The sequence below is a fragment of the Chryseobacterium taeanense genome, assembly GCF_900099685.1.
GTDB lineage: Bacteria > Bacteroidota > Bacteroidia > Flavobacteriales > Weeksellaceae > Chryseobacterium > Chryseobacterium taeanense.
Window position 1 is genome coordinate 80,348 of record NZ_FNDW01000008.1, and the last position, 12,441, is coordinate 92,788.

Sequence of the window (12,441 nt, forward strand, 5' to 3'; positions counted from 1 at the left end):
CTAGAATAATTCACAAGGCTTCGGTCACCACAAGGAATTCAACTCTAAAACTCTTACACCCTTTCTATCAAAAGTTGGCTGAGCGGAGCCGAAGCCAAAACTCCGGCCTGGAAATCTTTCCCAAACCGGAGCTGTTGAATAAATCTTAAATTTTATTTTGGAATGGTTCACATCTGTGACACGATCCCACACGTACCTGTGGCACTGACCGGTTCGCCCGAGTGGCACTGACCGGACAGTACTGAGGACACGTCATCCCTCGGGTGAGTGACACACTGTCCTCCGAGCGAAGGAAACACCTTCCTTCGGACGAGGGACAAGGAAGCCTACGGACGACACCATTGATTTCCTATTCAACGGTTAACAATTTATCTAAAAGAGCGACTCTTGGCTCCTTTAGAAAAGCACTGTTCTTAGAAAACTGTGTCACTATTTCCAGATTGTAGGTACCTGATGGTAATTCAGGAATTACGACCATAACTTCCGAAGGATTATTGGTGACGATATCGGAAGTGTCTACTTGGGTTCTTGTGTGTGTTGTGGCATTTACAAAATAGATTCCCACCGAAGGATCTTCACCGGCGACTTTTATCTTGCTGCCCACAATCTTCAGGTTTCTGCCTGGTGTGAGAAGATCATTTACTGAACCACTCTTCACATCAGTTACCTGGAGAATCACAGCAGAAGATTCTGCCACGCTCAGGATTTCAACTTCAATATTGGGAATCTCCGCTCTCAGTTTTTCTCCCTGGTTAAACTGGAAGATAATGCTGTGTTTGTCTTTGTTAAACGTCTCAGACGCGCTGTCGAATACCCCGCGAATGGTGGTGCTTGCGGTAAAATACCCGGTATTCACTGAAAAGCCATCGCAAAGCTGATACGCCATTTCTTTTAGGAAGAGCTCAGTCGCATGCTCCATTGCCGAAGCGGAAACGTCTGCACCACCACGGCTGGCGGCAGCTTCACATATCTGCTTTACAGAAAGAGAACGCTCGCTTGCGGTGCGGGCAATGAAGTCATTGGGATTGTCTTTGGTTAAGGTGTTATCGTAGAGATACGCTTTGATTTTGTGGAGAATGTTTGCCATTGTTTTTGATTTTAAATGGTTGTTAAACTTGTTATTAAATCCTCATAGGTTTTTACAAACCTATGAGGATTAGGATTAATTAATGTAGTTGTCAGATTGTTAGTGATAGCCCCTGTCTCTTATATTTTAAAACTAGTAAGAGTGAGGGAACAGTCTCCTATTTCTAAATTTTGCTTAAACCGAACTCAGTTTAATACATATATAACGTAGGTATGATTTAAAAAATCAAACTAGAAATAGAAATAACATCGGAAGCATCAATCAGAGTATCCGAAAATCCCGAGGATTTATAAACATAAAATGTGTAAGCACCAGCAGGTAAATTTATTGCCGATATAATAGGAGGCATTGAAATTCTTACATTTACGGGAACAACAGCTGGAAGCCTTACACTTTTGAGCTGAATAATTTGATTTGAAGCATCTCTAATTTCAAAAGTAATTGATGTCATATTCCCAGTTGTTGACCAACACGTTGCTGCTATATTAATATAAGCCAAACCTCCTGGGTGATTATATGGAATACTCCAAGACTTATTGGTACCACTCCCTACATTGGGAGCTAAATTTTCAGCCACGACCTGTGCAGTGGGTGTGGAAGTACTTATTGTGACTACTTTTCCATTCGCATCTACTGCTAAGGCTTTACCGCTGGATACAGGGCTGGAAGATGTAAGATTATTAAATTTCATTCCAGAATCATTAGCAATACCAGATGTGATTTCAAATTTTTGTGTTGGGGAGGAAGTTCCTATCCCGACTCTATGATTCGCTGCATCTACAGAAAGTGTTGTGCCATCTACTGAAAATCCATTCGTGGCTGTAGAAGTAAAAGCCAACGTATTACTCCCCTGTGTGACTGTAGTGTTTCCGGATAAAGAACCGCTTCCTTTGTAGATACCGCCTACTCCTGTCGTCAGATCTGAGTTGGTTACGCTACCGGTCATAATCTTCTGCCATGTGCTGCCATCAAAATAATAATATCCCGCAGCGGTAATGTTGGCAGTGGCACCAGTTGGGGATGAGTCAGCGGAGGTTGCATAGATGATAAGCCCTTTCTGGTTTGTTCCATAGACTCCTGCTGCTGTGGCAGTATGGATATTACTACCTGATAATTGCGGGATGATGAGTCCTTCGGGTTTGCTGCCGTCCGTGGTTTTGGCGGTGATATCGAGGGTTGCTTTTGGGGAAGTATTATTAATCCCCACCTGAGCGAATGTTGTCATACTGAACAGCATCGCGGCGGCTGTAAATAAATGTTTCATTGTTTTGTATTTATGTTGTTGTTATATTCTTAATTGTGAACACGAAGCCCACAAAGATTTTTTTTAATATGTTATGTTGTTAAGTTTCACAAAGGCGTTGCACTTATAAGAGCTCGCTGGGTTTATCGTCACTTCGAGTAGATTTTGAAAAAATCGTATCGAGAAGTTTGCGAACTTGAGGATTAATTTCATTCTCGATACATTTTTTCTTCACCTTGTTACGAAAAAACACTCGAATTGACGACGAGTCCAATACCCAAAATTTAGTTTCCTTACAACTCCGATTGTCATCCCGTAGGAATCTGAGCCCGAATCTTTCCATGCTACTATTACCAGCTATGCCGAGATTCCTAGCGAAATGACAAAGACTTGTAAAACGCCGGTGACTGAGGTTCTCGAAGTCACATCCTCTGCATTAGGCGTTTCGCTTATTTTTAAACATCCAATTCACAATTGCAATCTGAAATACTTTGCTAAGATCCCTATGGGATGACAAACGAAGTGGCTCGTGAGTGAATAATGAGTGAATAGTGAATGATGAATCCTTATGTAAGAAAATCTTCGATTTTCAAAGTCTTATGTGTTCTATTTGTTTTCAAAGCTGTAACCTTATCTCTTATACGACTTATGTGTTAAAAACTTTTGTGCCTGCAGGCGGAGGACGCACAAAGTGATTGATGATGATATTTGTAATTTGAAATGGATAAAACGCTCCGTTTATAAGCTCCTTTCTATCCCTACTTATTACTGCAAGCGCGAGAAATAAAGGTTTTATTATTTTATCAAGAAGCTTTACTGAAGAGTTTCCCGTAATCCCCAACATTGAGGTACGAGAAATGCGTCCGGGGTCATTACGGTTCCACGGACTTCCTGTATAGCAGACCTTATGGGCTGCAATATGGACTGACTTTTGACTAGAAAATGATAAAGATGATCTCTTAAGAAAATCTTTGGACTTTTTAGCTGATGCAAAACCTTTATTCTGTTCAGAACCTGCAATAAAAACAGAGGTTTCTGAATAGACATACGAGTCTTCAGCTACGAAAATAATGGAATCTGCCGGTACAAACGAACCGGAATATGCTTTTGAAGGGATGAAAATATACCACCACACTACGCAAAAACGTAGTAATGGAGAAGGTTCATAGCTTTTCATCATTGTGTTCATACGTGCTATTGTAAAAGTAGTCTTGGTTGGACTACTATTTCTAGGTAATGAACACTAGATCACAAATATATAAAATAAATCAGGAAAACTGTAGTGTAAGTTTGTACGGTTTTATGGTTTTTGTTGTCAATATGTAAGAAATTAGAAAATAAGAGGTTAGTATTTGGCGGTGAAAATATTTTGTTTACATTTGTAGCTGAAATAGTAGTCCAACCAAGACTACTTTTTTTATGTCCTTATAAGAGCCGCTAAAAACCTCGAAACTAATACTATATTTTTTAACCTTTCGGGGGAAGTTTATGCATCAGTTTCCGATACGTTTAATGGTACTTTTCTTCAAATTAATTTCAAAATGATCGGCAGGATCTCCATGAGAAAGGAGTGTGAGAATCTTAAAAACACTTTTCAGCTTCAGGGTCGTGGGATCGTTCCCTTTATATTTAAGAAAGAGCTTTTCAAGAATCTGATACTGCTGAAGCCTTTCGGCAGGTATATCTTTTTTAGCCAGCTCATCAGCCGACTGTAATTTATAGAGGTCGAAGAGCAGATCTTCCATGTTCCACTTTTTAAATGCTTCATTGTAGATACTTTTTTCTTTCTGCTTGTTTGTGTTCTTTACCAACAGCAACAGATCTTCACCGGTGAAACCTTTCGTTTTCTCAATAAAATCTTTGGGCCAGTCACCGGGAATCATTCTCAACCGTACCAATTCTTTCAGATGAAATAGCATAAAATCGTGATAAGACGCTGATTTCAGAATGTCTTTATTCCAACTATCCTTTCTCTCTTCTTTCTGCAAGACTTCATATTCTTTTTCATACAGCGGAAACAGTTCATCGAAGCGGGGAACATCATTTAAAACTTTCGTCCGTACCTCCATTTTATCAGGAGATTGTATCGTAAGCACTTTATAGGCGGGAATGTAGGCCGCCAATGACGGCACCTGCACATTCACCAGCATTTTGCTCCCGATTTTCCGTACCCCTGTGTCATTGATATGCATATGTCCCGCAAAATGAATCTGTAAGCCCGCCTCTGCAAAGGCTTTCGCCACCTCATCTTGCGGCACTCTTTCCATCTGCCATTTCTTTTCACCAAGCAGATTTTTGATGTCTTTTGTGGCTCCGTCATTGTAATCGATCATGGGATAATGCGTAAATGCGATCACTGTTTTACCATTCTTACGGGCTTCTTCCATCGTCTTTTTCACCCAATTTATAAGATGTTTTTTATGGGTAAGCACATTATTGTATCCGATGCCGGCTCCTTTATAATTTTCTGCATTGGCAGGATTTTCATGGGTATTCTTAGGGATGTACGTATTTCCGTCGATGGCCATCAGCCAAACACCTTGTACCGGTTCTACGACATAGCTCAGATCGGGAACCGGAAATCCTTCGGAAACATCGTACATTCTTTGGGTGTATGCCGCCTTCTGAAGAGCTTTTTCATAAGAATAATCCTTGAGTGAATATTGGGCAAAGGGCGTACTCCAGAACAGATTTTCTTTTTTGGGGTAAAAACCAAAGTTTTTCAGCTCATCAAGAATTTCAAGATATCCTGATTCTGCAATGTCTCTGGTGATGATCCTGTGATTGATCTTTCCGATATTGTCTTTACTGTAAATTCCGAGCGGATAACCATCCTGCCCAAGAAAATCGTCTTTCCCCGCATCCTTCCGGAATGGCCCTACCGGATCATGATTTCCCGTTGTTATATAAAATTCAATACCGTATTTCTGGTGATACTGCTCAAGAATCTGATGCAGTCCGCGGAGATTGTATGCCTGTCCGTCATCTGAAAAATCACCGGGCATCGCGACAATCTCAATACCTTTTTCGGCAATATCATCCAATGCTTTCAGAAAGGCAAAATAGTTTTCATTGAAAATCCTGGTAGAATGCAGCTGTGCCTCCATGGTTCGGAGGATTGTTTTCTTTCCTGTTTTCGGATTGGTAATTCCTTTAAAATCATTATCGGAAAAGTTCCCATACAGATCCTGAAAATGCACATCCGACAGAAAAGCAATCTGCACGGGTTTCTGCTGTGCCGAAAACAATGAGAAAATAAATATCAATAATGAAAATATTCCTTTATTCATCTTAAAAAAGAACGAAGGTAAAGGAATATTTCAGGATTAGGTTGAATTGAATTTTAAATAATTGTGAAGGAAACTATCGCCCCGCATACGTTTCAATGATATGCTCTGTTGCTTCTTTTAGTGTTTTCCCATTTTCCGGATGTTTTCCGAAGCTTGTAAAAAACTCTACCTGGTTATTGGTTTTATCGTACCAGACTTTATCATCTACCGTGAGTGTATCAGGTCTGGTGATCTTTTTAAGATAAGTGAAGTTTTCTTTATCCATCGGCACAACTTCTATCTGTGGCCCAAGGTAGCTGCTGTCTGTCGCCATATACCGGTCTTTATCCCAATACATAAAAGGTTTGTCTGTGGCGGGAGAATTCCAAACCGATGTAATTCCTAAAGGGTTTGTAGTTTTGGGATTTGAAAAAACGACACCGCCCGTAGCGAGGAGTAAAACAAAGGTCATTTCCAGAATTCCCATTTTGTTTTTTACCATGAAATCTTTTACAGGAGAAATAGTTGATTTATTAGTATTGGTAATATTAATATATACATCAGTGCCGGGCTTTGGGCTTGACAATTCATTACCATCAACATTTACTTTTATTTCTGTAAAATGTGCCTCTTCATCCTTTTTAATAAATGTATTTGAAAAGTCTGTAAAATTTTTGTAGCCTACATATTGGCTTAATTTATCCAACGTGTCCTTGTCCGGATTAACTTCCTTTTTTATACCCGTCACAAACGAGTCGTGATATCTGCTAAACGTTTTCTCATCAAGAAAAAGTTTAAAAGTTTCTAAATGTACTTTTAAATACATTGCCAAACCATTTTTTGAAGTCTTATCAGACTCTCTTTTAGCTTGTTCAAATACCTCAATAATTAATAGTTTTTTCTTGGACATAATTAGTTTTTTAAGGGTATTACAAAATAAGTGATTTTATACCGTGTCGCATTACGGCTTTCCGTAAAGGTTTGTGTGCCCATTTTTGTGTCCATCGATGTCCAAGTTTTGTCTAACACATGCGTCAACCTTTGTCGCATCTTTGCTTCAGAAATCAGTAGATAAACAAAACATTAAAACAAACAGACAAAAACAAATTTACAAAACTGATTTCAAAAATCACCAGATAAAACGGAAGAAAACTCCGGGTTGGGAAGCAGACGTTTCTCTTCCGTTTTTGAAGGTTCACTTCCCAAAAAATTTAAGAAGCGCTTCTAATTTTTTCAACGTGTAGCACCGCCTGCGATCAGTTTCGCAGGGAAGAACACGAATGCTTTAACAATTAAATTTTTTGAACAATGATCCAATTTATATTGATGCTATTAGGATTAGCATTCGGACACCATAATGCCCAAACATCAACATGTAATAACGACAACAACGGACAGATAACCACACAACTAGCGCCGGGAGACGGAACAGATCCGGGAGAGGGAGTGGATCCGGACGGGCCGGGAAACGGAGGAAGTACGGGAGGCAACACAGGACAGACACCTCCTCCTTTTACAAATCCATAATTAATTATTATAGAGCAGATTGTTTTAATCTGCTCTTTTTTATTACTTTGCAAAATAAAACTGACAACCAACAGCCATGAAAAACTATTTCCTACTTATTCTCTTACTTTTGCTATCTTCCTGTGGCAAGACAAAAACGAATATTCAAAATGAAAATATTGCTACCAATTATTATAAAAAAGCGAAAAGTACAAAAGGAAATCTTGCTTTCTATTATTATAATTTAGCAAAGAATTCCTATTTAGAAAACAATGATTCTTCGGGAGTTGGAAGATCATTGGTAAATATGGCTATTATCCAACATGATAATGGTGATTATTATGGTAGCATCGAAACCTCTCTTGAAGCTAATAGATTTCTTAAAAATATTAATGATAGTATAACTAGGTTGTCTTTAGCAGCAAGTTATAATAATATAGGAATCTGCTCTTCTTATCTCTATGAATTTGACAATTCCATCAAGTTTTATAAACTAGCATTAAAATATGTAAATTCCCCAAAGAACGAGTACTTATATCATAACAATCTTGGAGATGTATTAACAACTTTAAAAGACTATAAACAAGCAATAAACAATTTTAAAATCGCTCTCCAAACTAAAGATACAAGAGATTATTCAAAAGCATTGAATAATATTGCAAGAGCAAAGTATAATAAAGATCCAAACTACAATCCTTTACCTGAGCTTTATGAGGCATTAAAAATAAGGAAAGAGGATAATGATCTTTTAGGACAAAATTCAAGTTACGCTACATTATCTAATTATTTTTTAGATAGAGACAAAGAAAAGGCATTAGAATATGCTAAAAAAATGTTGGCTGTATCAATTCAAAATAACAGTATAGAAGACCAGGCACAAGCACTTCAGAAGATAATTAATCTCGATAAAGAAAATTATCTGAAATATTTTAAAGAATTCCAAGTATTAAATGACAGCTTACAGATTTCTAAAAGTAAGGCAAAAAATCAGTTTGCTGTTGTAAGGTACGATATAGAACAGAAAAATGCTGAAAATCAAAAATTAAAGGCAGAAGGTTCTGAGCGTGACAATCAAATTTTGCTGCTTTTGATCGCTTTAATTTTATCTATTGTTCTTATCATATGGTTCAGAAAAAGACAAATCCGTCTCAAACAGGAAAAAGAGCTCGAAGTAAAAAACACCCAACTCAAAATGTCTAAGAAAGTTCATGATGTGGTGGCGAACGGGCTTTACCACATGATGGTAGATGTACAGAATAATCCTGAAGTAGATAAAACCAAGATCCTTAATAATATTGAAAAGATGTACGAAGAATCCAGGGACATTTCTCATGAGACGATCATCGAGGAAGATTTTTCGTCACGCTTCGTTAAAATGATTTCGTCTTATTCTTCTCCTGAGCAAAAGGTTCTTACCGTGGGATACAATGAGAATATCTGGGAAAACGTTTCTTACAATGTTCAGCTTGAGCTTTATTATATCGTGCGTGAAGTTTTGGTGAATATGAAAAAACACAGCAACGCAAAGCTGGCTTCTCTTAAATTTGAAAAAAACAACGATCTCTTAAAAATAAAATACACCGATAACGGGGTTGGAATCGATAATCTTAACGACCGGAAAGGAGCAGGGATTCACAATACGGAAAACCGTATTGAATCGATTGGCGGAGATATTACTTTTGAAAAAAATCCTTCAGGCGGATTAATAATTCAAATAACTATTCCAATACACTAAATTATGTTTAAAAAAGCACTAATAGCCGAAGACCATGAGATCAGAAATTCCGGGATTGTCAATACTCTCGCAGAATTAAACATTAAAAATTTTGATTTCGTGAGTTATTGCGATGATGCATTAAAACACATTCAGACTGCATTTGCAGAGAATAACCCTTATGATCTTCTTATCACGGATCTGTCTTTTGACAAGGATCATATACAGCAAAAAATAAAATCCGGACAGGAATTAATAGAGGAAGCACGAAAGATTCAGCCGAATTTAAAAGTCATTGCCTTTTCAATAGAAAAAAAGCCGAAGATCATCGATGACCTTTATAAAATCTACAAGATCAACGGTTTTGTAGCTAAAGCGAGAAATGACGGGAAAGAGCTGAAGAATACCATCAAAAAAGTTTTTAACGGAGAAACGGTGATTCCGCAGGAGATTTTAAATTCCATCCGAAATACGTCTTTTGAGTTTACCGATTATGACATTCTGTTACTTGAACTTCTGTCCAAAGGCTGGAAGCAAGCCGAAATTGAAGAACATTTTAAAAAGAACGGCATCACTCCGGACAGCAAAAGCTCTATCGAAAAAAGATTGAATGACCTCCGCGACAGTCTTGGAGCCAAAAACAATATTGAGCTGATTGTCATGTGCAAGGACATCGGCATATTATAAGAATGTTTTGAATTTTTATTTAATAATTTTTATGAAGTTTCACTTAATCTACTGCATACAAATAAACTTTGTTTATTCTTAATTTTAACATTTAGACATTCAGTTTATTAAGCTAAAAAACTAAGAAATCAATACATTGATTTTAAATTAAGATGATTAAGAAAATAACTCAATTCCTTAATGTTAAAAATATATTTAAAATTTAAATCGGTCTGAGTTACCATCAAAAAACAGCCTAAAAAGACCTTTCGGAATCATCCGGAAGGTTTATTTTTTACCATTTACGGAAAACCGTAAGGATTCCGGATCTAATGCTCATAATTTTGGATTGTTAATTAAAAATCAATTATGGGAAAATTTATAATCAGCCAAAGAGTAAATAAGGAGTATCAGTTTAACCTGAAAGCTTCAAACGGTGAAATTATTTTAACCAGCGAAGGCTACGTTCAGAAAGCCTCCTGCCAGAAAGGAATAGAATCCGTAAGAATTAATTCTAAGGACGATTCCAGGTATGACCGAAGAGTAGCGGTGAATGGTAAAGATTATTTCGTACTGAAAGCCAGAAACGGAGAAATCATTGGAAAAAGTCAATTCTACACTTCAAAATCCGGAATGGAAAGTGGAATTGCTTCGGTAAAATCTAATGCGCCGACCGCAGAAATTATAGACGAAACTCTTTAATACTAATTCTATGGATCTTAAAATTAAACTTGAGCAGCTTCACCAGAAAGTTATCGGACTGAAAGATCAGATCGGAACCGAAGAGGCTACAAAAAATGCTTTTGTCATGCCTTTTATCCAGATTCTGGGCTATGATATTTTTAATCCGACAGAGGTTGTTCCCGAACACGTCTGTGATATCGGAACCAAAAAAGGAGAAAAGGTAGATTATGTAATTAAAAATAATGACGAGCCGATCTTCATCATCGAATGCAAGCACTGGAAAGAAAGCGCAGATGCTCACAATTCGCAGCTCCACCGGTATTATCATGTTTCCAAAACGAGATTTGGCGTGCTTACGAACGGAATTATTTACAATTTCTACACCGATCTTGAAAAGCCGAATATCATGGATGAAAAGCCTTTTTTCACGATTAATATTGAAGACTTAAAAGACAGTTCGATCAAAATACTGGAAAATTTCACCAAGAAAGATTACAATCTGGAAAGTATTTTAGACTCTGCGGAAGCGTTGAAATACATCAAAGCCATCCGAAAAGAATTTGAAAAGGAAATTGAAAATCCTTCTGACGAATTGGTAAAACTCCTGGTCAATCGCTTTTTTGAAAAACATCTGACTGCGAACCGAATGATTTCTTTTAAGGAATATACAAAAAAGGCGCTGACGACTTCTATTAATGAATCGATCAGCTTCAGACTTAAATCGGCACTGAGCATTAACGAGCAGATCGAAAAAAGGGATGAAGAGGTAAAAAATGCACAGCCGATTGACGAGAATAACGATTCCAAAATTGTCACCACCGAAGAAGAGTTGGAAGGATTTCAGGTTGTAAAAGCAATTTTGCGGGAGAAAATTCCTGCTTCCAGAATTGCACATAGAGATACTTTATCTTATTTCGGTATTTTACTGGACGACAACAACCGGAAACCAATTTGCAGGTTACACTTTAATACAACCAACAAATACCTTGAAATATTCCATAACGGAAAAGATGCAGGAGAAAAGATTTTATTAAATAATCTTGATGAAATCTACCATTACAGAAATCAATTGCACCAGACGTTGGAAAATTATAATTAAAACGATATCCATGAAAAAACTAATACCCTTCATCATACTTACCTTTAGCGTATTCCTTTTGCATTCCTGCGTGAAAGCAAATGACAATATAGGACACGGCGGAAGATGTACCGGTTCTGCCTATTGCACAGCCTGCTCAAATTGTTCGCGATGCGGACATTGCGGTAGCGGAGGAACCTGCGGCGTGTGCAGTGGAAGTTCTTCTGGAAGAAACTCATCTTACGGCAGTTCCTATAAAAAAAGCAAGCCTAGAAAGGACAAAACATTAAGTTCCTATACCTCTTCAAAAAATAAATCAGGCAAGATTCCGAAAGTTGAGCTGAGCGTTAATATCAATTCTAACAACAGGTATCTCGCAGGAATCGGAGCCGTTAATATCTATGAAAAACCATCAACTCAATCTAAAATAATAACAACTGTTTCCAAAAATGCCAAACTGATTCAGCTTTCAAAAGAAGGACAATGGTTCAAAGTACAGGTGAAATCAAGCGGCAAGAAAGGATATGTTTCTAATAAAGATGTAAAATAATCAAACCAAAATAACATGAACTTAAAGAATTTTTTAAATGAAGAGCAGGATCCTCAAGCCGTTGAAAAGCTTTTAGGAAGGATAAAAAGCCTGCTTACCTCACAGGAAACCGTAGAATATATTGCGGTTCAGAAAAAGCCGGTACTCAACGTATCGCCAGACTGTATTGCGCTTACCAACAGAAGAATCATTTTCTGCAGACCAAAAAACTTCGGATTATCCATGGATTTCCAGGATTATAACTGGGTAGACATTGCAGATTGTCACATAAAAGAAGGAATCATAGGCTCAACATTTATTATGAAAACAGTAAGCAGCCATATCAATATGATGGATTATCTTCCTAAAAATCAAGCGAGAAGACTCTATCAGTTTGCTCAGGAAGTGGAGGAAAGAATGCGCGGTGTAAGAAGAGAAAAAAATCTTGAAACACTGAGAGCTTCTGCCGGAGGTGTTACTGTAAACAATGCGACTCCTATTATTGCACAACCTCAGCAATTTCAGCACGAACAAAAACCATTACTCATTGAAAATGAAGATCCTTTTGCGGTTCTTCAAAAGCTGAAAGGTTTAGTAGAGCACGGAATTATTTCCGCTGAAGAATTTGAAACTAAAAAGAACGAAATCTTATCAAGAGTTTAATT

12 protein-coding genes are annotated in these 12,441 nt (G+C 37.5%); 7 read left to right on the forward strand and 5 right to left on the reverse strand.

The features are described 5' to 3' along the window. Positions 1–349: 349 nt before the first annotated feature. The 5 genes from BLR30_RS12130 to BLR30_RS12150 all read right to left on the reverse strand — a co-directional run bounded on the left by BLR30_RS12130 (position 350) and on the right by BLR30_RS12150 (position 6,509). Positions 350–1,087 (reverse strand): DNA-binding domain-containing protein, encoded by a 738-nt coding sequence (locus BLR30_RS12130; protein WP_089859046.1) that lies wholly within the window; start codon positions 1,085–1,087, stop codon positions 350–352. A 217-nt stretch (positions 1,088–1,304) separates the two neighbouring features. After that, positions 1,305–2,351, reverse strand: a complete 1,047-nt coding sequence (locus BLR30_RS12135) for a hypothetical protein (protein ID WP_139164622.1) — start codon at positions 2,349–2,351, stop codon at positions 1,305–1,307. Positions 2,352–2,976: 625 nt separating this feature from the next. Continuing rightward, positions 2,977–3,519 carry a hypothetical protein gene (locus BLR30_RS12140; protein WP_139164623.1) on the reverse strand — a complete coding sequence of 181 codons (543 nt, stop codon included), beginning with the start codon at positions 3,517–3,519 and terminating at the stop codon, positions 2,977–2,979. Between the two features lie 304 nt (positions 3,520–3,823). Next, entirely contained in the window at positions 3,824–5,620 is a 1,797-nt protein-coding gene (locus BLR30_RS12145; RefSeq protein ID WP_089859054.1) for a metallophosphoesterase family protein, read from the reverse strand. Between the two features lie 73 nt (positions 5,621–5,693). Next, positions 5,694–6,509: a hypothetical protein gene (locus BLR30_RS12150; protein ID WP_089859057.1), complete on the reverse strand. Its 816-nt coding sequence runs from the start codon at positions 6,507–6,509 to the stop codon at positions 5,694–5,696. Between the two features lie 398 nt (positions 6,510–6,907). Between BLR30_RS12150 and BLR30_RS12160 the strand changes: the two genes are divergently transcribed. The 7 genes from BLR30_RS12160 to BLR30_RS12190 all read left to right on the forward strand — a co-directional run bounded on the left by BLR30_RS12160 (position 6,908) and on the right by BLR30_RS12190 (position 12,439). Then, positions 6,908–7,126, forward strand: a complete 219-nt coding sequence (locus BLR30_RS12160; protein ID WP_139164624.1) for a hypothetical protein — start codon at positions 6,908–6,910, stop codon at positions 7,124–7,126. A gap of 76 nt (positions 7,127–7,202) precedes the next feature. Beyond that, on the forward strand, positions 7,203–8,840 hold the full coding sequence (locus BLR30_RS12165) for a sensor histidine kinase (RefSeq protein WP_089859066.1): 1,638 nt from the start codon (positions 7,203–7,205) through the stop codon (positions 8,838–8,840). Positions 8,841–8,843: 3 nt separating this feature from the next. Further along, positions 8,844–9,506, forward strand: coding sequence for a response regulator (locus BLR30_RS12170; RefSeq protein WP_089859070.1), 663 nt, complete (start codon positions 8,844–8,846; stop codon positions 9,504–9,506). A 348-nt stretch (positions 9,507–9,854) separates the two neighbouring features. Next, positions 9,855–10,187, forward strand: coding sequence for a YegP family protein (locus BLR30_RS12175; protein ID WP_089859073.1), 333 nt, complete (start codon positions 9,855–9,857; stop codon positions 10,185–10,187). Between the two features lie 10 nt (positions 10,188–10,197). Beyond that, positions 10,198–11,268 carry a type I restriction endonuclease gene (locus tag BLR30_RS12180; RefSeq protein ID WP_089859076.1) on the forward strand — a complete coding sequence of 357 codons (1,071 nt, stop codon included), beginning with the start codon at positions 10,198–10,200 and terminating at the stop codon, positions 11,266–11,268. Between the two features lie 10 nt (positions 11,269–11,278). Further along, positions 11,279–11,797: an SH3 domain-containing protein gene (locus tag BLR30_RS12185; protein ID WP_175443657.1), complete on the forward strand. Its 519-nt coding sequence runs from the start codon at positions 11,279–11,281 to the stop codon at positions 11,795–11,797. Between the two features lie 15 nt (positions 11,798–11,812). Next, positions 11,813–12,439 carry a PH domain-containing protein gene (locus BLR30_RS12190; RefSeq protein ID WP_089859083.1) on the forward strand — a complete coding sequence of 209 codons (627 nt, stop codon included), beginning with the start codon at positions 11,813–11,815 and terminating at the stop codon, positions 12,437–12,439. Positions 12,440–12,441: the final 2 nt, after the last annotated feature.

Excerpts from the sequence above, each read along its gene's own strand:
- BLR30_RS12185 (WP_175443657.1), top strand. The coding sequence starts at position 11,279 with ATGAAAAAACTAATACCCTTCATCATACTTACCTTTAGCGTATTCCTT.
- BLR30_RS12175 (WP_089859073.1), top strand. The coding sequence starts at position 9,855 with ATGGGAAAATTTATAATCAGCCAAAGAGTAAATAAGGAGTATCAGTTT.
- BLR30_RS12150 (WP_089859057.1), bottom strand. The coding sequence starts at position 6,509 with ATGTCCAAGAAAAAACTATTAATTATTGAGGTATTTGAACAAGCTAAA.
- BLR30_RS12130 (WP_089859046.1), bottom strand. The coding sequence starts at position 1,087 with ATGGCAAACATTCTCCACAAAATCAAAGCGTATCTCTACGATAACACC.
- BLR30_RS12180 (WP_089859076.1), top strand. The coding sequence starts at position 10,198 with ATGGATCTTAAAATTAAACTTGAGCAGCTTCACCAGAAAGTTATCGGA.
- BLR30_RS12160 (WP_139164624.1), top strand. The coding sequence starts at position 6,908 with ATGATCCAATTTATATTGATGCTATTAGGATTAGCATTCGGACACCAT.
- BLR30_RS12135 (WP_139164622.1), bottom strand. The coding sequence starts at position 2,351 with ATGAAACATTTATTTACAGCCGCCGCGATGCTGTTCAGTATGACAACA.
- BLR30_RS12145 (WP_089859054.1), bottom strand. The coding sequence starts at position 5,620 with ATGAATAAAGGAATATTTTCATTATTGATATTTATTTTCTCATTGTTT.
- BLR30_RS12165 (WP_089859066.1), top strand. The coding sequence starts at position 7,203 with ATGAAAAACTATTTCCTACTTATTCTCTTACTTTTGCTATCTTCCTGT.
- BLR30_RS12190 (WP_089859083.1), top strand. The coding sequence starts at position 11,813 with ATGAACTTAAAGAATTTTTTAAATGAAGAGCAGGATCCTCAAGCCGTT.
- BLR30_RS12170 (WP_089859070.1), top strand. The coding sequence starts at position 8,844 with ATGTTTAAAAAAGCACTAATAGCCGAAGACCATGAGATCAGAAATTCC.
- BLR30_RS12140 (WP_139164623.1), bottom strand. The coding sequence starts at position 3,519 with ATGAACACAATGATGAAAAGCTATGAACCTTCTCCATTACTACGTTTT.